The sequence below is a fragment of the Collinsella intestinalis DSM 13280 genome (genome assembly GCF_000156175.1).
Lineage (GTDB): Bacteria > Actinomycetota > Coriobacteriia > Coriobacteriales > Coriobacteriaceae > Collinsella > Collinsella intestinalis.
Genome location: NZ_GG692710.1, coordinates 856778 through 876522, shown reverse-complemented (window position 1 = coordinate 876522; position 19745 = coordinate 856778). Strand labels below are relative to the sequence as shown.

Here is a 19745-nt window from a genome sequence, read left to right as displayed (position 1 = left end):
CCGCTATCCTAAACAAGCTTTGCGCGCCTGCGGCGCCCGAAGTGCCAGCGTGGCTCAACGGTAGAGCAACGGATTTGTAATCCGTTGGTTGCGGGTTCGATTCCTGTCGCTGGCTCCATAGAATCAAGAAGCCCGGTTTCCAAGCGGAACCGGGCTTTTTTCAACAAGCGGATCAGAATCGCATTCGATTGCGGACAGGCGATTAAACGGTGCTGCATCACGCAAAAGTAGAACCTGGCGATTTGAGACTTGAAAGAGAAAAGGTCATGTCACCATATGTCGAACATAAGCAGATTAAGCCGTCTACCTGCACTGCGATACGCCCGGGCACGTGTATATAAAACCTTTTGTTGACACGCTTACTCGCCACGTTCTATTATTCACTTCGCTCGAGCACAGAGCACCGCAGAAATGCAGCTTCGTGCGAGAGTTTGACAATGACTGGGGATGTGGCACAGCGGCAACTGCGGCGGACTGTAAATCCGCTCCCTCTGGGTTCATAGGTTCGAGTCCTATCATCCCCACCAGTCAGGCCTGTATAGCTCAGTCGGTAGAGCACTTCGTTGGTAACGAAGAGGTCACCAGTTCAAGTCTGGTTGCAGGCTCCATCTGGCGGTGTAGCTCAGTTGGTCAGAGCGCACGGTTCATACCCGTGTTGTCACTGGTTCGAATCCAGTCACCGCTACCAGGTAACTATGGCGGCTTCCGAGGAAACGAGGAGGCCGCTTAAGTTAAGTAGGGACTTGCTCCAAAAGGGAGCAACCTTTTCCAGAAGGAGGGCTTCATGGCCAAGGAAAAGTTTGAGCGCACTAAGCCGCATGTTAACATCGGCACCATCGGTCACGTTGACCACGGTAAGACGACCCTGACCGCCGCCATCACCAAGACTCTGTCTGAGACTGAGGGCTGCAAGGCCGACTTCACCGCCTTCGAGAACATCGACAAGGCTCCCGAGGAGCGCGAGCGCGGCATCACGATCTCCGTCTCCCACGTCGAGTACGAGACTGCCAGCCGCCACTACGCTCACGTTGACTGCCCCGGCCACGCCGACTACGTCAAGAACATGATCTCCGGTGCTGCTCAGATGGACGGCGCTATCCTGGTTATCGCCGCCACCGACGGCCCGATGGCCCAGACCCGCGAGCACATCCTGCTCGCCCGTCAGGTCGGCGTTCCTTACATCGTCGTTTTCCTGAACAAGTGCGACATGGTCGACGACGACGAGCTCATCGACCTCGTCGAGATGGAGACCCGCGACCTGCTCTCCGAGTACGAGTTCCCGGGCGACGATCTGCCGATCGTCCGCGGCTCCGCCCTCGGCGCCCTCAACGGCGAGGAGAAGTGGATGGACTCCATCCGCGAGCTCATGAATGCCGTTGACGAGTACATCCCCACGCCTGAGCGCGACAACGAGAAGCCCTTCCTCATGGCCGTCGAGGACGTCATGACCATTTCCGGTCGTGGTACCGTCGCCACCGGTCGTGTCGAGCGCGGCGAGCTCAAGCTCAACGACAACGTCGAGATCGTCGGCATCAAGGAGACCAAGTCCACGGTCTGCACCGGCATCGAGATGTTCCGTAAGTCCATGGACTTCTGCGAGGCTGGCGACAACGTCGGCCTGCTGCTCCGCGGCATCAAGCGCGAGGAGATCGAGCGCGGCCAGGTTCTGTGCAAGCCGGGTTCCGTTACCCCTCACACCAAGTTCACCGGTGAGATCTACGTCCTGACCAAGGACGAGGGTGGCCGTCACACCCCGTTCTTCGATGGTTACCGTCCTCAGTTCTACTTCCGTACCACTGACGTGACCGGTTCCGTCCGTCTGCCCGAGGGCACCGAGATGGCCATGCCTGGTGACCACATCACCATCACCGGCGAGCTCATCCACCCGATCGCCATGGAGGAGGGCCTGCGCTTCGCTATCCGCGAGGGTGGCCACACCGTGGGTTCCGGTATCGTCTCCACCATCATCGAGTAACTTCGGTTACCCGCTGATCTAGGCGTACTTGTAGGACCCGGCGCCACAATTGGTGCCGGGTCCTTTTTCTGCCAGCCTTTACGCCGTGATTGGCTTGGCAAGGCGGCATTCCCGTATCTGCGCTGCCCTTGATCGCTCTTCCTCTTCCGAGTTGCGTTCAAGTTGTGAATCTCCTTTGCAGAATAGATACGGTAATACCGTTGGCATTGACATCACATGATGGTCGATGGTAATGTTAGCGACCGTGCCCGTAGGGGCGGTAAATGGAGGTTTAGATACATGCGCACTATGGTTACCCTGGCTTGCACTGATTGCAAGCGTCGTAATTACACGACCACCAAGAACAAGGCCAACATGCCTGATCGCATGGAGATCAAGAAGTACTGCCCTTGGTGCAAGAAGCACACGCTGCACAAAGAGACTCGCTAGTCTCTAAGCATACACGCCAGTAGTTCAATTGGTAGAGCAACGGTCTCCAAAACCGTCTGTTGAGGGTTCGAGTCCTTCCTGGCGTGCCAGTCTGTAATCGTAAGCCTCCTTGTGAGGCTTACGTTTTCTAAAGTCTAGGCGCAAACGCGCGGAGGTAAGCCACAATGGCCAATAACAAGAGCACCAAGAAGTCCGCTCAGAAGAAGACCGAGAAAAAGACCGGTCTGTTCGCTCGCGGCAAGGCGTATCTGGCTTCTGTGCGCTCCGAGATGAAGCGCGTCGTGTGGCCTACTAAGAACGAGCTCGTCAACTACACGGTCGCGGTGTGCGCTTCGCTCTTCGTCGTCGGTGTGGCCATCGCGCTCCTCGACCTTGTCATCGGTCAGGGCCTCGTGCTCTTCGCAAGCCTGAGGGGGTAAGCAGATGTCCAAGCGTTGGTACGTCGTTCACACTTATTCCGGATACGAGAACCGCGTCAAGTCCGATCTCGAGCACCGCATCGAGACCATGGGCATGCAGGATCGTATCTTCGATATCCAGATCCCGACCGAACATGTCACCGAGCTCAAAGAGGGTGGCAAGCGCGACGAGAAGGACGTCAAGATTTTCCCCGGCTATGTCCTCGTCCGTATGGAGATGGATGATGATGCCTGGACGTGCGTCCGCAACACCCCTGGTGTCACCGGTTTCCTCGGCGGCAGCGGCAAGCCCGCTCCGCTTTCCCGCGATGAGTACAACAAGATGATGCGCAAGACCGATAAGGGTTCTTCCGCTCCCAAGCGTGCTGTCGTGGATATTGAGGTCGGTACTTCGATTCGCGTCACCAACGGTCCGCTCGCCGACTTCGACGGCAAGGTCTCCGAGGTTATGCCCGAGCAGGGCAAGGTCAAGGTCACGCTCCTCATCTTCGGCCGCGAGACGCCGGTCGAGCTTGGGTTCGAGCAGATCGAGGTCATCGCCTAGTTTCCGTGTTTGTCCGCGTGCCGCGCTTCGAGTCCGACCGCTCATCGGAACTCGTGCTTCTAACGCGAATGCGCTGACGATATATAGCTTTTTACGTTCATTCGTTGTTAAGGAAGGTGTGACATGGCAGAGAAGAAGATTGCCACCGTCATCAAGCTTCAGATTCCGGCCGGCAAGGCCAACCCGGCTCCTCCCGTGGGCCCCGCCCTCGGTGCCGCCCAGGTCAACATCATGCAGTTCTGCCAGGCCTTCAACGCCGCCACGCAGGACAAGATGGGTGACATTATCCCGGTCGTCATCACCGTCTTCGAGGATCGTAGCTTCGATTTCGTGTGCAAGACCCCGCCTGCGGCTCACCTGATCAAGAAGGAGCTCGGTCTTAAGGGCGGCTCCGCCGTTCCTCAGCGCGACAAGGTCGGCCAGCTCACCGACGAGCAGCTCACCAAGATCGCCGAGATCAAGATGCCCGATCTCAATGCCAACGACATTGATGCCGCCAAGAAGATCGTTGCCGGCACCGCCCGTTCCATGGGCGTCACCATTGCCGAGTAACGCGCATCTCATCGCATTTCAGTAACTCTCGTGCCACAAGGGCACGTGAACGATGTGGGAGGGTTTTCCCGCTTGTACCACAGGAGGTAATGACATGGCTACCAAGCATGGCAAGAAGTTCCGTGAGGCCGCCGCTAAGGTTGACCGCGCTGCCGTTTACACGCCGCTCGAGGCCGTCAAGCTCGTGAAGGAGCTTGCTAACGCCAAGTTCGACGAGACCGTTGAGGCTCACTTCCGCCTCGGCATCGACACCCGTAAGGCCGATCAGAACATCCGTGGCTCCATCTCCCTGCCCCACGGCACCGGCAAGACCGTCCGTGTCGCCGTCTTCGCCGAGGGCGCTCAGGCCGAGCAGGCCGCTGAGGCCGGCGCCGACGTCATCGGTTCCGACGAGCTCATCGCCCAGATCCAGAAGGGCGAGATCAATTTCGACGCTGCCATCGCCACCCCGATGATGATGGCCAAGGTTGGTCGCATCGGTAAGATCCTCGGTCCCCGTGGCCTCATGCCGAACCCCAAGCTCGGCACCGTGACCATGGACGTCGCCAAGATGGTCTCCGAGCTCAAGGCTGGCCGCGTTGAGTATCGTGCCGACCGTTACGGCATCTGCCACGTTCCGCTGGGTCGCGTCTCCTTCGATGAGCAGAAGCTCGTTGAGAACTATGCTGCCCTCTACACCGAGATCCTGCGCGTCAAGCCCGCTTCCGCCAAGGGCAAGTACGTCAAGAGCATCTCCGTGTCCTCCACGATGGGCCCTGGCGTCAAGATCGACTCCGCCGTCCAGCGCAACTTCATGGAGGCCTAAGCGATATTTCGCTTAACTCATTTGACTCGGAAACCCGGTTCGCCTTGTGCGAGCCGGGTTTTTCTTTTAGCTCTTCAAGGATCGGGCTGAATACCTGGAGTGCCCTGTGCGACGTAACAGGAAGAGCAACCTTCTCTGAGTGTTCGTAAATATATATCTGAAAGAGTACATCGACACACATAGTACTCTGTGATACAGTTACCTCAACGTCAAACCATGGGGAGGTGACCGATATGGCGAGCCGTGATGCCGTGAGCGATCTCATTCGAGGCAATATCGATGCCATCATTCTCAAAACGCTGTCGAAGGGTGACAGCTATGGGTATGAGATTCTCAAATCGATTGGCACCGCGAGTTTGGGCGAGTATGAGATGAAGGAGCCTTCTCTCTACACGAGTCTCAAACGTCTCGAAGGTCAAAAGTTCGTTGAGAGCTTTTGGGGAAACGAGACGCAAGGCGCGCGTCGAAAATACTATCGGCTGACGGATGCCGGTGCTCAGGAGCTTGTCGAGGCAACTGAGCGTTGGGAGCGCGTCCGTGGAATCATTGACCGACTGTTGATCATGGATGGGAGCGAACAATGAATGAGCTTCGCATGTACGTTGAGCACCTGTTCGAAGGCAAGGTGCTTACTCCTGAGAACATCGAGCTAAAAGAAGAGATCTACGGCAATCTCGTTGCCCGCTACGAGGATTTGATCGCCAGTGGCTTGGATGAATCCGAGGCGATTGCTCAGACAAAGGAAAGCATGACGAGTATCGATGACGTCATCATCGAGAATCCGACGGACTCCTCGTCGGATGAGTGCGATGGGGACGACATAAGCGATGTTGCCGATGAATCTGGGGATTCGCATGACCCCGATCAAGTGGATCCCGTTGCGAGCACGCCCCATGATGGCCCCACGCCAATTACGGAAAATGTCGCGGTTCTTCATCAACAACCTGAGCAATCATCGCCACGCAAGCGCACATGGCCCTTCGTGCTGGCATGCGTTCTAATCGGTCTTCTGGTTATGGGTATCGGCTTTGCCGGGTGCAGCCTGATGTTTGGCATCAAGGCATTCGATCAGTACGATGGCGAGCAGACCGAGCACGTGGAGAACGTTGATGCCTCCCGGGGCGAGGGTTCTTCCGGATCGGGGTCGACTGCTGCGGGCAATACCAACCCCACCCCTACTAAGAAGAACTCTGAGATCTTCATCGATGAGAATGGCCAGGTCTGGGTCGATGGCGAGCTCGGGGATGAGCTCGCCGAGGAGGTTGTGAATGCCGGCTATGGTGTCGTCGCGGAATATGTCGACACCGATCTCGCTGACGCCGCCAAGGTGGAGGCGCTTCTGCGCTCACTGCCCATGGGAGAATACGCGAGCGATGTCGATGTGACGAAGGGCGTCGATGTGCTGAGTCTCGCGTATCGCGAGCTGCCCGAGACCCTCGAGGGCGATTCGGTCGATGCCGCTCTCGCATACGATGTGACCGCTGTGTTCTGCGCCATGCCGCTCGTCAACGAGATCCAGATTACGCTGACGGAAAGCGATGAGCCGCTCGACGAGAGCTACTATGTCTTCAAGCGCGACGAGGTGCAAAGCCGCTACGGCGTGCGCCTGGATGATCTGCTGGTGAACGAGGCGGGTTGGCACCAGATAAAGGAGGATAACCTGTATCGCCGCAAGTTCGTAGAGAACATGGTGGATGTTGCTGAGAAGGAATGGAAGTAGGGGAGAGCCTTCTCAGTTGAGCTGACGGAAGATGAAGATGGCGCCCGTGGATGCCGATCCACGAGCGCCATTTGTTTGAAGGGGTATATGAGCGGGAAGTGGGGCGAACGGGCCACGATACGCGAATCGCGGCATTCCGATTGCGGTGCTCGAAACGCGGAGAACGGATCGCGGAGGCGACTCGACTGCGAGAAGGACCTATACGAGCGCTGCGATAGCGCGTACGATGGCGTCTGCAGCGGCGGAGGTCTTCGACGTGTCCTCGACCTGCAAGATGATCTTGCCCTTGATGCCGAGCTCCGAGATCTCGGAGAACAGGACGCGCGGGCCGTCGATGACGGGGGAGACGCCCTCGCCGGCTTCGAGCGCCAGGCTGGCGAGCTGCTTGGCGAGATCGTCCATGTGCTGAGTATGGGCACAGCCATCCTCGCCAACGCGCGGTACGGCGAACGGAACAACCACGCGGTTGGCCGGCAGCAGATGCACGAGGGCGGTCTTTGAAATGATCGAGTTGGGGATGATCACCGTCTGCCCCATGGCGTCGCGGATGGTGGTGTGACGCCACGTCACGTCTTGCACGACACCGGCCTCCGCCCCGACCTCGATATTGTCGCCTGGCTTGACGATCCCCATGAAGGTCACCTGCAAGCCGCCGATGAGGTTGGACAGCGTGTCTTGGAAGCCGAGCGAGACGGCGATACCGCCGACGCCAAGAGCAGCTACGAGCGCATTGGCGTTGACGCCAAAACATGCATCCAAGATGACGCTGATGCCCGTCGCCCAGATCACGCCGCGGGCGATATTGATGATGATGCTGGAAGAGGGCAGGGGATTGCTCTCCTGATTGAGGTAGCGCTTGAGGATGCGCGTTGCCACGCGAGCAGCGATGGCGGTTGCGAGTGCAAGGGCGAGTGCCCACAGCGAGCTTTGCACGAGCGGGATTTTGAAGATGGAGAACAGGCCTTCCACGGGAACTCCTCTGGTGCGTACAACGGGTTCGATTTGAATTCTCACACAACTGAGTGTTCCCAATCACGGGCGCTTTATGACGGGCGGCCGGGGCGTGCCGAGCCGGGCCAGAATCCGGCTCGACAAGCCCCAGCCGCCCGGATGCCATGTCGGATGCGTCAGGCCTCGGTCGACGATATGCACCCACCGTGTTCCGCGCGCTCGGCCATGCGTCGCGTGAACCGCGTGAACAGCTCGTCGGACGCGGCAATCTGCGCATCGTTGTAGTGTTCCGAGGCCATGTTCTCGAGTACGAGCTCGTAATCCTTGTCGGGCCGGAGCCAGTTGCGGACGTCGAAGCAATCGTCAATCTTTTCGAGGAAAGCCAGGCCGGCTTCGATGGCGGCCTCACGGCGCTCGGTGCTCGCGTGAGCCGGCAGCGTGTCCATGAGCCGGCTCACATGGAGGTACTCCTGCGTGAGGCCGCGCTCGGGGATGGCGTGGAAGATGCGTTCGATTTCGGCGAGTTCGTCGTCGGAGTACAGGTGCGCCGCCACGCCCATCGCGGTCTTGTCGTTGCCCGTGAGCGCGCAGAGCAAAAAGCCCTGTCCATGGCTCGTGCGTTCGAAGTCCTCGATCGCTTCGAGTGCGCGGGCGGCACGGGCGGGATAGTCGGGCTCGCCCTGGCCGGAGCGGATGCGCACGATGAGCTCGCGCTGTTGCTCGAGCTGGGTGATCTGCTCTTGAAGCTGTCTGTCGAGGTCGTCGAGCAGTCGATCGGACTCGCCGCGGCACTCGTCGCCCTCAGCGCGCTCGGCATCGAGGTCCTGAAGCATAGGACCGATTTGCTCGAGGGAGAAACCGAGTGAGGCCAGCTGACGGATGCGAAGGAGGCGCAAGAGGTGCGTGGGCTCGTAGTCACGATAGCCGTTATCGCCGCGCGGTGGTTCTGGCAGCAGGCCAATGGCGTGATAGTGCCTCAGGGTGCGGACGCTCACGCCTGCCATGCGTGCAAGCTCGCTGCTTTTCATCTGCGCTCCTCCGTGGGGTCGGTTGGATTGGGCTCATCGCGTGTTGTACCCACCGATAGTAAAAACCCAGACGTAACGTACGAGTCAAAGCACCCACAAATGCTCCATGCCCAAACATGTCTCAATTTGTGCCTGTCCCCATGTGAGACCGTCTCGATTGGGGACAGGTACGAATTGAGACGTTTGTCCTGTGCGTCTCTCAGGTTCTTATCAGCTTGCTCGGGTATTCTCTAGGCAACGAGTGGGATGCGCCTCATACGAGAGGCGCTGCGCTCGAAGGGAGGTGCTCCGATGCGCGTGCTGCTGATTGAAGATACACCGCGTCTGGCAGAGGCGGTGGCCGAGATATTGCGCAAAAGCGGTTACGGTGCCGATGTCGCGCACATTGGCGCCGATGGTCTCGCCATGGCGCTTACGGGCGCATACGATGTGCTTCTTCTCGACATCATGCTGCCCGACATGAGCGGTATGGATGTTCTGCGCAAGCTGCGCGAGGCGGGCAGCGTGGTTCCCGTTATCCTGCTCACCGCCCGACAGGGCGTTGGCGACCGCGTGGCGGGGCTCGACGCCGGTGCGGATGATTATCTTCCCAAGCCGTTTCATGCAAGCGAACTGCTCGCCCGCATTCGCGCGGTCACGCGCCGCCCGGCAACCTACCGGCCGAACAATGCGATCGAGGCGTGCGGACTTGTGCTTGATGTGGAAAAGTTGTCTGTGCAGGCCCGTGGGGGCGCAGTTGCCGTTGAGCTGACGCCGAAGGAAGCGTTGCTCCTTGAGGCGTTCATGGGGCGCTCGGGAAGCCCTGTCTCCAAGAGCGATTTGGCCGTTCGGCTTTGGGGACCTCATGTGTCGTTGGTCGACAATCGTATCGAGGTATTGGTTCACGCGCTGCGTGGCAAGCTTGAAAAACTGGAGTCACCGGCGCGGATCGAGACCGTGCGCGGTGTGGGATATCGCCTGATGAACGGACAGCTTGCAGGCTGAGATGCGACGAGGGGAGAAGATTCATGAGCGCCGTGTTCAATAATGGGCAGAAAGACGGTTTGACTGCGGGGGGCGGTGATCTCAGGGCCCTGCGCAAGCGCCTGTGGCTGCGCTCGTCGATGCTTGTTTGCAGCATCCTCGTATTCGCTTTGGCGGCTGCTTGGGTTGCCAGTGCATTTTCGGCGCGAGACGCCAACAACGTGGCGCTGCAAAACGTGATGACCGACTCATTGAATCGGGGCAGTCTGATGGAGGCCTACGAGGGCGCGAAGCCCGACGTCCCTCAAGCGTTCGCTGGCCTAATCGAATCATCGAAAGAGGAGGCGGGCGATTGGAAGCCGACGGCAACGGCGCCGGACACCTACTACTCGCTCTCTGGGCCCGTGCAGAGTCCGTTCTCCCTCGCAGTGTTCGAAGGAGGCTCCATGGCGTTCCTGGTGCCCCCTCATAATGTGATAAGTGGCGATGGCGATCCTTTGTATGGGGCGTTCAATTGGTGTGAATCCGCACTCGAAGAATTGACGAACATTGCTCTGTCCAATCGGGCGGATGCCGGCAAGCGCCCGAAGCCGCAGTACATTAAGGTTCATGGGATGACGTGGAAGTGCGCGACGGAGATCGCAGTGACGAGTCCGCGTTATTCGAAAGACGCGACGGGCGACAGCGGGGTTTCCCTGTACAGCGACGGGCGCCTCGAGGGGTACGAAAAGGATGGGTATTTGGCCGCTCGCGTGTATGCGTTCGTCGATATCACCTCGTCAGTCATATACCTGAGGCGGATGGCTATGTTTCTCGCGGCGGTCGGCGTGGCTGGCTGCGTCGTGCTCGTCTTGGTGTGCCGTAGGATCATCGATCGCGCGCTCGTTCCGGTGGCAGAGTCCCAGGCGCGCCAGCGAGAGTTTCTCATCAAGGCATCTCATGAGCTCAAGACGCCCATGGCTTCCCTCTCGTCAAATCTTGACGCCCTGGTGGCGAATAGTGCAGAGACGGTCGCGAGCCAGGAGCGCTGGACGAAGAACATGCGCGAAGATATCGACGAGCTCGCCGACCGCACGTGCAGGCTGCTCGATTTGGTGGCCGACCCCGAACGCGGAGATTCAAAGGCGTGATGAGCATGCGATGGGCTGAGTATTGGAAAGGCCCAGGGATGCGGATACGGGGAAGGCGGGGCGCCGCGGGTTTTCGCGCTACCCCGCCGAGCGGGCATCGCATCGAGATGGCATGAAAGACACGAATAAGACCCGAAGCTCGTGACTTTGGATATGTTTCAGTGAAATGCGAGGCGGCGACGAGCGGGGAAGGACGAAAAACGCCCGTCTCCGCATGGGTCACTCGATCTAATCTTCGAGGCAGCGCTCGCGGAAGGCGGCGATTTCGTCCTCGGTGATGCCGAGCGTGCCAGTGAGGTAGCCCTTGAACCCGCCGTGCAGCTCGAGCGCGCGTTCGATGGCCTCGAAATAGCAGATGGAGGCGGGAGAATCCAGCGTGAGGTCGATGGGAGCGTAGAGGTTGGTGGCGAGGTAGTCGGCGAGAATATCGTCGCGGCTCACGCCGAGCATGGTCTCGATAAGCGCCGAGCCCATTCCGCAGCGGTCGCGCCCCACGTAGCAGTGCCAGAGAGCGGCACCTTCCTCGACATCGAGCACCGCCCGCACAAAGGAGCGGTAACCGTTGATGCCCGTCTCGTCGATGAGCATGTGCGGGTAGAGCAGCGTCATGAACTCGACGGGGTCTCCCTGGGCCATGGACTCGAGCTTGTATTCGAACGCGGTCTTCTCGTGCTCCTGCGTGACGCCCACCTGGCGGTCGGAAAAGATCTCGGCATGCAGGTAGCGCGCGGCGGGGATGAGATCCATGGGATCGGGCAGCTCGGAGAGCTCGATGAGATTGCGAAAGTCGATCACGAGGCGCAGGTCGTAGTCATCGCGCAGGCGGTCGATGTCGGCGGGAGAGCCAAAACCGAGCGTGCCTGAGCGCAGCAGCAGGCCGTGCTTCACGCGGCGACCGCCGGCGCCCACCATACCGCCCAGGTCGCGGGTGTTGGGGAGCTTGTCGAAGTCGATGCGGCCGTATCCCGGGCGCGCCGGGTCGGCTGCAGGGGGCAGGTCGACGCGAGAGGGGAGCTCATCGCCCCAATAGTTTTGAGCCATCGTGTGACCTTTCTCGTGAGGTTTCTTGCCATTATTCTGCCAGAGGGCCATACGCGGCACACCTGCTAGAATGGACGATTGTGAGAAAAGCGCATCGTGCGCCGCCGTCTTGCGGTGCACGCGGGAAAGGAATGGCATGGATCGCACCAAGATCGCCCAGCTCTACGCCGATGCTGAGACGCTCGGCGGACAGCAAGTGACCGTTGCCGGATGGGTCAAGTCCGTCCGCGACATGAAGAACTTCGGCTTCGTCACCTTGAACGACGGCAGCTGCTTCAAGGACCTGCAGGTCGTCATGAACCGCGAGGCGCTCGCCAACTACGACGAGATCGCCCATCAGAACGTCTCCGCGGCGCTCATCTGCACCGGCGAGCTCAAACTCACGCCGGACGCCCCTCAGCCCTTCGAGCTCGCCGCGACCGAGATTGCGGTCGAGGGCGTTTCCGCTCCGGACTACCCGCTGCAGAAGAAGCGCGCCACCGTGGAGTTCCTGCGCACTCAGCAGCACTTGCGCCCGCGCACCAACTTGTTCCGCGCCGTCTTCCGCGTGCGCTCCGTGGCCGCCGCTGCCATCCATCGCTTCTTCCAGGATCGCGGCTTCGTCTACGTGAACACCCCCATCATCACCGCGAGCGACTGCGAGGGCGCCGGCGAGATGTTCCACGTCACCACCATCGACCCGGCCAACCCGCCGCTGGACGATAAGGGCAACGTGGACTTCAGCCAGGATTTCTTCGGCACCACCGCCTCGCTCACCGTGTCCGGCCAGCTCAACGCCGAGAACTTCGCCATGGCCTTTGGCGACGTGTACACCTTCGGCCCGACCTTCCGCGCCGAGAACTCCAACACCACGCGCCACGCGGCCGAGTTCTGGATGATCGAGCCCGAGATCGCCTTTGCCGACCTGGCCGACGATATGGACCTCGCCGAGGACATGCTCAAGTACGTCATCCGCGACGTCATGGACCGCTGCCCCGATGAGCTCGCCATGCTCAACAAGTTCGTCGACAAGGGCCTCATCGAGCGCCTCACGCATGTGGCAAATTCCGATTTCGCCCGCGTGACCTACACCGATGCCGTGAAGATCCTCGAGGACGCCGTCGCCGCCGGTCATCAGTTCGACTACCCCGTGAGCTGGGGTATCGACCTGCAGACCGAGCACGAGCGCTTCCTCACCGAGGAACACTTCAAGTGCCCGACCTTCGTGACCGACTACCCGGCCGAGATCAAGGCCTTCTACATGCGCCTGAACGATGACGGCAAGACCGTTGCCGCCGCGGACTGCCTGGTTCCCGGCATCGGCGAGATCATCGGCGGCTCCCAGCGCGAGGAGCGCCTCGAGGTGCTCGAGCGTCGCATCGCCGAGCTGGGCATGGACCCCGAGCAGTACAAGTACTACCTCGACCTGCGCCGCTACGGCACGTGCAAGCACGCCGGTTTCGGCCTCGGCTTCGAGCGCCTGGTGATGTACCTCACGGGCGTCGGCAACATCCGCGACGTCCTGCCGCACCCGCGCACCGTTGGTAGCTGCGACTTCTAAAGCCGGGCGTGTTTGACTCGGTTTGATTGATAACCGGCCGCAACCAGATACGGTTGCGGCCGGTTTTCGCTGCGCACGGGTCTTTTGAGCCTTTGAGTCGGCTGTTTCGAGGCCTTGGAGCTGGATTCTCCGAGGTTTTGAGTTGGTGGGGGAGTCAAGTTGCGGGATATCGAGATGTCTGCGACGTTTCTATTGGGCTGCTATATTGCCCGCTTGTTAACACGGCATTAACGCTCTGGCCCCCATGATCCGGGCGGGCTAGTATATCCCTTGCATTGCTTTCACGCGATAAAGCGTCCCGCTGATGGATGGCGGGACCCGTACAGAGGAAACGGAGTTGATCGCCATGCTGAGCATTTCGCGCAGGAACCTTATCGCCCTCGGAGCGAGCTTTTTTGCCGCCGGAGCGCTGGCCGGCTGTGGCGACGGCAAGGCTGCCCCCGGCAGCACCGGTGCTTCTGGGAAGACGGGTTCCGGCTACAAGGTCGGCGTCCTGCAGCTGGTCGAGCACGGTGCGCTCGACCAAACGAACAAGGGCTTCGTCGCCGCGCTCGACGAGTCGGGTATCGCCTACACGATCGATCAGCAAAACGCACAGAACGATCAGTCGGCCTGCCAGACCATCGCGAGCAAGCTCGTGAACGACGGTGACGACCTGATCTTCGCCATTGCCACTCCCGCTGCCCAGGCGGTCGCGGGCGCCACGTCCGACATCCCGGTCGTCGGCTCCGCCATCACCGATTACGCCGAGAGCGGGCTCGTGGACTCCAATGAGGAGCCCGGCGGCAACGTCACCGGAAGCTCGGACCTCACGCCCGTCGCGGATCAGATCGAGCTGCTTCGCCAGCTGCTGCCCGAGGCCAAGAGCGTGGGCATCCTGTACTGCTCCGCCGAGTCCAATTCGACGGTGCAGGTCGAGCTCGCCGAGGAGGTCCTCGAGGACGCCGGCATCGCGCACGAGCGCTACGCGGTCTCCTCTTCCAATGAGATCCAGCAGATGGTCGAATCCATGGTCGGCAAGGTCGACGCGATTTACGCTCCCACCGACAACACCATCGCCGCGGGTATGGCGACCGTCTCCATGGTCGCCAATGAGAATAAACTCCCCGTCATCGTAGGATGCGACACCATGGTCGAGGATGGAGGGCTGGCGTCGTATAGCATCAGCTATTACGACTTGGGTTATAAGGCAGGCGAGATGGCCGTGAAGATCCTCACCGAGGACGCCAATCCCGCCGATATGCCCATCGAGTACCTGTCGAGCGATGAGTGCCAGCTCATCGTCAACCAGGCGACCGCCGATGCACTCGGCGTCGACATCTCGATGCTCGAGGATGCCCAGATCGTCTAACGCGGTCGGTCGGGCGTGAGGCCGCGCGCGATGCGCGATTCGACCTCCCTCAGTCCCATATGCCACCCATGCGCCCTGTGCGCACGTTAGGAGAATCTCCATGAACAACTCCACCTGCTCTCGTCGCTCTCTTGTCAAGGGCATGGCCGGCGCCGCCGCATTCGCGATCGTCGGCGGTCTCGGCCTCGCCGGATGCGGCGACCCCGCCGCCAAGGCCGATGGTTCCGCCCCGTCTGACGCCGCCTTCAAGATCGGCGTCCTGCAGCTCACCGAGCACCCCGCACTCGACGCCGCCAACAAGGGCTTCGTCGCCGCGGTGGAAGAGGCCGGTATCGGCGCGAAGATCAATCAGCAAAACGCCCAGAACGACCAGTCCGCCTGCCAGACCATCGCGAGCACGCTCGTGAACGAGGGCTGCGACCTGATCCTCGCGATCGCCACCCCCGCCGCCCAGGCCGTGGCGGGTGCCACCTCCGACATCCCCATCGTCTGCACCGCCATCACCGACTTCGCCGCCTCCGGCCTGGTCAAGGACAATGACGCCCCCGGCGGCAACGTCACCGGCACCTCCGACATGAACCCCGTCGTCGATCAGATCGACCTGCTCCACCAGCTCGCGCCCGAGGCCAAGAAGGTCGGCCTGCTCTACTGCACCGCCGAGTCCAACTCAAAGATCCAGATTGAGCTGGCCGCCGCCGAGCTCAAAAAGCTCGGTATAGAGGGCGTCGAGTACACCGCCTCCAGCTCCAACGAGGTCCAGCAGGTGGTCGAGTCCATGATGGGCAAGGTCGACGCCATCTACACTCCCACGGACAACACCATCGCCTCCGCTATGACGGTGATCGCCTCGATCGCCAACGAGCACAAGGTGCCCACGGTGTGCGGCGAGGTCGCACACGTCGAGGCCGGCGGCCTGGCGAGCCTGTCCATCAATTACGAGGAGCTCGGCCGCCGCGCGGGCGAGATGGCTGTGCGCATCCTCACCGAGGGTGCCGAGCCCGCCGCAATGCCGATCGAGTCCATGGGAGCCGCCGAGTGCGACCTGGTCTACAACGGGCGGACCGCCGAGGCGCTCGGCATTGACGTCACCTCGCTGGTCGAGGATGGCGCCACGGACGTGAGTGCCGCCGAGTAGCCGCCCCACGGCGCGTTTCAGGCGCATTTTGACCGGGGTGTTCGCTCGGACCCCCTTGTCGGCGTGGTACACTGGCCGACACACTATCTATCGCAATCGCGATGAACCCCGGCGAATCATACCGCCGGGGTTCATTTGGCTCGAACAAAGGAGGGACGACATGAGCGGAGCGCTTCTCGGCGCCGTTTCCCAGGGCATCCTGTGGGGCATCATGGTCCTCGGTGTGTACATCACCTACAAACTTCTCGATATCGCCGACCTCACCGTCGACGGCAGCTTCGCGCTCGGTGGCAGCGTGTGCGCCGTGCTCGTGGTTGCCGGCGTCGACCCGCTCATCGCGGTCGCGGCGGCGATGCTCGCCGGCATGCTTGCCGGCGCCGTCACGGGCTTTTTGCATACGGTGTTCGAGATTCCGGCGATTCTCGCGGGCATCCTCACCCAGATCGCCCTGTGGTCGGTCAACCTGCGCATCATGGGCAAGTCCAACACGCCCCTGCTGCAAAGCGATACGATCTTCTCTCGCATGACCGAGTTGACGGGTCTGTCTTCGGCCACCGCTTCCATCATCGTGGGAGTCATCGTGGCCGTTGCGATTATCGCCGCGCTGTACTGGTTCTTCGGCACCGAGATCGGCAGCGCCCTGCGTGCAACCGGTAACAACGAGCACATGATCCGCGCCCTCGGCGTCTCCACGGCCAAGACCAAGATGATCGCCCTCATGCTGTCGAACGCCCTCGTGGGTCTTTCCGGTGGTCTCATCTGCCAGAGCCAGAAGTACGCCGACATCGGCATGGGCACCGGCGCCATCGTCATCGGTTTGGCTGCCATCGTTATCGGCGAGGTGCTCGGCCGCCTCACCCCCGGCAAGCTCACGGGATTCAAGAGCCGCCTGGTTTCCGCCGTCGCCGGCTCTGTGGTGTACTTCCTCATCCGCGCCATCGTGCTGCAGATGGGCATGGACGCCAACGATATGAAGCTCCTGTCCGCGGTCATCGTGGCCCTGGCTCTGTGCGTGCCGGTGGTGTGGGAGAAGTTCAAGCTGCGTGCGAGCTACTCGAAGGGCGGTGAGGCAGATGCTTAAGCTGTCCCACGTGAAGAAGACGTTCAACCGCGGTACCGTCACCGAGAAGCGCGCCCTCACCGGTGTTGATCTCACCCTGGCCGACGGCGATTTCGTGACTGTCATCGGCGGCAACGGCGCCGGCAAGTCCACCCTGCTCAATATGATCGCGGGCGTGTATCCGCTCGATTCTGGCACTATCGAGTTGGACGGCGAGGACATCTCGCGTCTGTCCGAGCCCAAGCGCGCAAAGTACCTGGGCCGCGTGTTCCAAGATCCCATGCGTGGCACCGCCGCTGACATGCAGATCGAGGAGAACCTTGCCCTTGCCAAGCGCCGCGGGCAGCGCCGTGGCCTGCGCTGGGGCATCACCAAGGACGAGCGCGCCGAATACGCTGAGTTGCTCAAGCGCCTCGATCTTGGCCTGGAGACGCGCATGCAGGCAAAGGTCGGCCTGTTGTCCGGCGGTCAGCGCCAGGCGCTCACCCTGCTCATGGCAACGCTCACCAACCCGCGCGTGCTGCTGCTCGATGAGCACACCGCCGCGCTGGACCCCAAGACGGCCTCGAAGGTCCTCGAGCTCACGGAGCAGATCGTCGCCGAGCGTCAGCTCACCACGCTTATGGTGACCCACAACATGAACGACGCGATCCGCCTTGGCAACCGCCTGATCATGATGCACGAGGGCCACGTGATCTACGACGTGGCAGGGGAGGAGAAACGCGCGCTCACGGTGCCCGACCTGCTGCAGAAGTTCGAGGAGGTTTCCGGCGGCGAGCTCGCCAACGACCGCATGCTGCTGAGTTAGCGCCGGCGATACGCACCGGAGTTCATATCTACGCACGCCGAGGGGCGACCGTGTTGACAGGCACGGCCGCCCCTCGTTCTATGGAACCACAATGGAGGCGGGCGCAACGCCATAGCTGGCATTTGACCCAGACGTAACGTCATAGTCTGTAATGCACCTCGTTGATAACCACGACGAAGGGTGCATATATGAAGCTGAAGGGTTCGGTTCTTCGATTTTTGATCAGCGACGCGCTGTCATTGCTGGGCAACAGCATCGCCGGTGTCGTGCTGCCGCTCGTGTTGCTTGCGCGTACCGGTGACGCGCTTGCGGCGGGTTCGCTTGCCATCATCTGCGCGGTGCCGCAGTTCATCTGCGGCCTTGTGGGTGGCGCCGCGCTCGACAAGCTCAACCGCCGCCGCGTGTGCATGGTCTCGGACCTCGTCTCCGCCCTGAGCGTCGCTCTGCTGCCCATCGTGGACGAGATCTGGGGTCTGAGCTTTGGCTGGTTCGTGGTGCTCGGTCTGCTCGGCGCCGTGGGCGATGTCCCCGGCATGACCGCCCGAGACGCGCTGCTGCCCGAGGTCTGCGGGCGCGACGGAGCGAACCTCCAGCAGTTCGTGGGCGCCAATCAGTCGCTCAAGGCTATGGTGAACATCATCGGACCGGCCGCCGCCGCCCTGCTCATGGGCTTTATGGGCGATGTCGATGCGCTCTGGGTCACCGGCGCGTGCTCATGCGCCGCCGCGCTCGTGACTGCGAGCCTGCCGCGCGAGGTCGGCGTCATTGCCGTTTCCGCTGCCGAGTCCACCGAGATGGCCGCCCCCCACGAGAGCGCGATCAAGCGCATGGCCCGTGCCTCCCGTTCGGTCCTCGTCGACGGCCTGCATGCTCTGTTTGGCACCGACTCGCTGCTGCGCGCCTCGACGCTGCTGTCCTTCGGCATCTCCATGGTGATGGGAAGCTGGCAGGGCATCGTGCTGCCCGCTCACTTCACCGCCATGGGTGCGCCCGAGCTGGTGGGTTACGTCGTGTCCTCCATGGGCGCCGGCCTGCTGTGCGGCTCCTTGCTCTATACCGCATTCTCTCCGCGCATGCCTCGTCGCACGTGGTTCGTCATCTCTTTGTCGGGCATGGCGCTCGGCATGGTCGTCATGGGCACGCTGCCCTCTGTTCCCGTGCTCATGCTCGCGGCGGGCATCGTGGGGCTCTTCGCCGGCCCGGCTTCGGCGCTCCTCGGCTTCTTTGCCTACGATCGCGTGCCTGAGTCTCGCCGCGGAGCGGCAATGGGCGCTCTGAACGCTCTGTTCCTCGTCGTCGCCCCTGCCGGCGCGTTCTTTGGCTCCGTGCTCGTCTCTCTCATGGATATCGGGTCGGCCTGCCTGGTCATGACGGGAGTCTGGATTGCCGTGACCCTGTGCGCGCTCGTCGCCCGCGCGCTGCGCGATCTCGACGCGCCCGCGCCGACCGAGTGATGTTCGCCCTGCCATCGCTGAAAATGGGTATACAGCGTTGTATCTAAGGGGTACGACTAGGGGAGGGGCCATGAAGCTCCGCATATCAGCCAAGCTTGCCAGCGTGCACAGCGAGGTGAATGTGACCGATCTCGAGGAAAAGACGGTGTTCACCACCAAGACCGACCCGCTTTCGGCGCCTCGGTGCACGCGTCTCTACGATGCCGAAGGCGCCGAGCTTGCGCATTACGTGACCACGCGCACGGACGAGAAGGACCGCGCCTATTCGGTTTCGATCGACGGCGGCGTCTCCTTCACGACCAAGCGCTCGTTCCGCGTCTCCAGCAGTACGTGCGAGGCGATCATCAAGGCGGGCCAGACGGGTTGGACGGTTCTCACGCAGCGTGCGTGGAGCAGCCGGTTCGAGGTGCATTCCGAGGACGGCAAGGTGCTCGTCCGTGCCAAGCAGGTCCCGGCTCTGCGAGGAGATGCGTACGATATCGAGGTGCTTGACGAAGACCATGTGATTGAAATGGTCCTACTCGCCCTTATCGCACGTTCGGTCATTCGAGATGATGCGCCGATCCCGGTCTAACAAGCGCATCGATTTATCGCATAGATAGCTATCGATATGAAAGAGGCGCCGGCCCCGCGGTGAACTGCCTCCCATTTCTTGGACAACGAGAAATGGGAAACTTTCTTCATGCAAAACGCTAAAAGGTTAAGGCACGGTATTGAGGTCAGGGAAAGGGCTTTGGAGCTCTTCGAGGCGGGGTTCGGCAAGCGCTCCGTCTCATCTTCGCTCGGCATTCCCGTAGGCACTGTGGAAAAATGGCTCTATGCATACAAGGCCGTCGGACC

Annotated in this window: 20 protein-coding genes and 5 tRNA genes; 22 read left to right on the top strand and 3 right to left on the bottom strand. The window is 61.2% G+C overall.

What is annotated here, in order from left to right:
- Nucleotides 1-43: 43 nt before the first annotated feature.
- From COLINT_RS04085 to COLINT_RS04025, 13 genes are all read left to right on the top strand, one after another.
- Nucleotides 44-118, top strand: a tRNA-Thr gene (locus COLINT_RS04085).
- A 325-nt stretch (nucleotides 119-443) separates the two neighbouring features.
- Nucleotides 444-527 (top strand) — tRNA-Tyr (locus COLINT_RS04080).
- Nucleotides 528-532: 5 nt separating this feature from the next.
- Nucleotides 533-608 (top strand) — tRNA-Thr (locus tag COLINT_RS04075).
- A gap of 3 nt (nucleotides 609-611) precedes the next feature.
- Nucleotides 612-688 (top strand) — tRNA-Met (locus COLINT_RS04070).
- A 96-nt stretch (nucleotides 689-784) separates the two neighbouring features.
- The gene (gene tuf / locus COLINT_RS04065; RefSeq protein WP_006723109.1) at nucleotides 785-1975 is read left to right on the top strand and encodes an elongation factor Tu; all 1191 of its coding nucleotides are present in this window, start codon (nucleotides 785-787) and stop codon (nucleotides 1973-1975) included.
- A 279-nt stretch (nucleotides 1976-2254) separates the two neighbouring features.
- Nucleotides 2255-2404: a 50S ribosomal protein L33 gene (gene rpmG, locus COLINT_RS04060; RefSeq protein WP_039910339.1), complete on the top strand. Its 150-nt coding sequence runs from the start codon at nucleotides 2255-2257 to the stop codon at nucleotides 2402-2404.
- Nucleotides 2405-2417: 13 nt separating this feature from the next.
- Nucleotides 2418-2493, top strand: a tRNA-Trp gene (locus COLINT_RS04055).
- A 75-nt stretch (nucleotides 2494-2568) separates the two neighbouring features.
- Nucleotides 2569-2823 carry a preprotein translocase subunit SecE gene (gene secE, locus COLINT_RS04050; RefSeq protein ID WP_006723106.1) on the top strand — a complete coding sequence of 85 codons (255 nt, stop codon included), beginning with the start codon at nucleotides 2569-2571 and terminating at the stop codon, nucleotides 2821-2823.
- Between the two features lie 4 nt (nucleotides 2824-2827).
- The gene (gene nusG, locus COLINT_RS04045; protein ID WP_006723105.1) at nucleotides 2828-3367 is read left to right on the top strand and encodes a transcription termination/antitermination protein NusG; all 540 of its coding nucleotides are present in this window, start codon (nucleotides 2828-2830) and stop codon (nucleotides 3365-3367) included.
- 123 nt (nucleotides 3368-3490) lie between these two features.
- On the top strand, nucleotides 3491-3919 hold the full coding sequence (gene rplK, locus COLINT_RS04040) for a 50S ribosomal protein L11 (protein WP_006723104.1): 429 nt from the start codon (nucleotides 3491-3493) through the stop codon (nucleotides 3917-3919).
- A gap of 94 nt (nucleotides 3920-4013) precedes the next feature.
- Nucleotides 4014-4724, top strand: coding sequence for a 50S ribosomal protein L1 (rplA, locus tag COLINT_RS04035; protein ID WP_006723103.1), 711 nt, complete (start codon nucleotides 4014-4016; stop codon nucleotides 4722-4724).
- A gap of 233 nt (nucleotides 4725-4957) precedes the next feature.
- Nucleotides 4958-5308 (top strand): PadR family transcriptional regulator, encoded by a 351-nt coding sequence (locus tag COLINT_RS04030; RefSeq protein WP_006723102.1) that lies wholly within the window; start codon nucleotides 4958-4960, stop codon nucleotides 5306-5308.
- On the top strand, nucleotides 5305-6444 hold the full coding sequence (locus tag COLINT_RS04025; protein WP_006723101.1) for a permease prefix domain 1-containing protein: 1140 nt from the start codon (nucleotides 5305-5307) through the stop codon (nucleotides 6442-6444). The genes COLINT_RS04030 and COLINT_RS04025 overlap by 4 nt, the downstream gene beginning before the upstream one ends.
- A 198-nt stretch (nucleotides 6445-6642) precedes the next feature.
- On the opposite strand, the gene COLINT_RS04020 is transcribed toward COLINT_RS04025, so the two are convergent.
- Nucleotides 6643-7413, bottom strand: coding sequence for a mechanosensitive ion channel family protein (locus COLINT_RS04020; RefSeq protein ID WP_006723100.1), 771 nt, complete (start codon nucleotides 7411-7413; stop codon nucleotides 6643-6645).
- A 158-nt stretch (nucleotides 7414-7571) separates the two neighbouring features.
- Nucleotides 7572-8423, bottom strand: coding sequence for a MerR family transcriptional regulator (locus COLINT_RS04015; protein WP_006723099.1), 852 nt, complete (start codon nucleotides 8421-8423; stop codon nucleotides 7572-7574).
- Between the two features lie 291 nt (nucleotides 8424-8714).
- On the opposite strand from COLINT_RS04015, the gene COLINT_RS04010 reads away from it, so the two are divergent.
- Together COLINT_RS04010 and COLINT_RS04005 are read left to right on the top strand one after the other, a co-directional pair.
- Complete coding sequence (locus tag COLINT_RS04010) at nucleotides 8715-9407, top strand: response regulator transcription factor (RefSeq protein WP_039910579.1); 693 nt, start codon at nucleotides 8715-8717, stop codon at nucleotides 9405-9407.
- Nucleotides 9408-9430: 23 nt separating this feature from the next.
- Complete coding sequence (locus tag COLINT_RS04005; RefSeq protein ID WP_006723096.1) at nucleotides 9431-10516, top strand: histidine kinase dimerization/phospho-acceptor domain-containing protein; 1086 nt, start codon at nucleotides 9431-9433, stop codon at nucleotides 10514-10516.
- A 228-nt stretch (nucleotides 10517-10744) separates the two neighbouring features.
- Here the strand turns inward: COLINT_RS04005 and COLINT_RS04000 are convergent, their stop codons facing one another.
- Complete coding sequence (locus tag COLINT_RS04000; RefSeq protein WP_039910338.1) at nucleotides 10745-11557, bottom strand: tyrosine-protein phosphatase; 813 nt, start codon at nucleotides 11555-11557, stop codon at nucleotides 10745-10747.
- 136 nt (nucleotides 11558-11693) lie between these two features.
- Between COLINT_RS04000 and asnS the strand changes: the two genes are divergently transcribed.
- From asnS to COLINT_RS03965, 7 genes are all read left to right on the top strand, one after another.
- A complete protein-coding gene (gene asnS / locus COLINT_RS03995) occupies nucleotides 11694-13097 on the top strand; it encodes an asparagine--tRNA ligase (protein ID WP_006723093.1) in 1404 nt (467 codons plus the stop codon).
- 346 nt (nucleotides 13098-13443) lie between these two features.
- A complete protein-coding gene (locus COLINT_RS03990) occupies nucleotides 13444-14448 on the top strand; it encodes an ABC transporter substrate-binding protein (protein WP_039910578.1) in 1005 nt (334 codons plus the stop codon).
- 100 nt (nucleotides 14449-14548) lie between these two features.
- Entirely contained in the window at nucleotides 14549-15583 is a 1035-nt protein-coding gene (locus tag COLINT_RS03985; protein ID WP_039910336.1) for an ABC transporter substrate-binding protein, read from the top strand.
- A 160-nt stretch (nucleotides 15584-15743) separates the two neighbouring features.
- The gene (locus COLINT_RS03980) at nucleotides 15744-16664 is read left to right on the top strand and encodes an ABC transporter permease (RefSeq protein ID WP_006723090.1); all 921 of its coding nucleotides are present in this window, start codon (nucleotides 15744-15746) and stop codon (nucleotides 16662-16664) included.
- Complete coding sequence (locus COLINT_RS03975) at nucleotides 16657-17451, top strand: ABC transporter ATP-binding protein (RefSeq protein ID WP_006723089.1); 795 nt, start codon at nucleotides 16657-16659, stop codon at nucleotides 17449-17451. Before COLINT_RS03980 ends, COLINT_RS03975 begins: the two co-directional genes overlap by 8 nt.
- A 188-nt stretch (nucleotides 17452-17639) precedes the next feature.
- Complete coding sequence (locus COLINT_RS03970; RefSeq protein ID WP_006723088.1) at nucleotides 17640-18905, top strand: MFS transporter; 1266 nt, start codon at nucleotides 17640-17642, stop codon at nucleotides 18903-18905.
- Between the two features lie 70 nt (nucleotides 18906-18975).
- Nucleotides 18976-19479, top strand: coding sequence for an LURP-one-related/scramblase family protein (locus COLINT_RS03965; protein WP_006723087.1), 504 nt, complete (start codon nucleotides 18976-18978; stop codon nucleotides 19477-19479).
- Nucleotides 19480-19745: the final 266 nt, after the last annotated feature.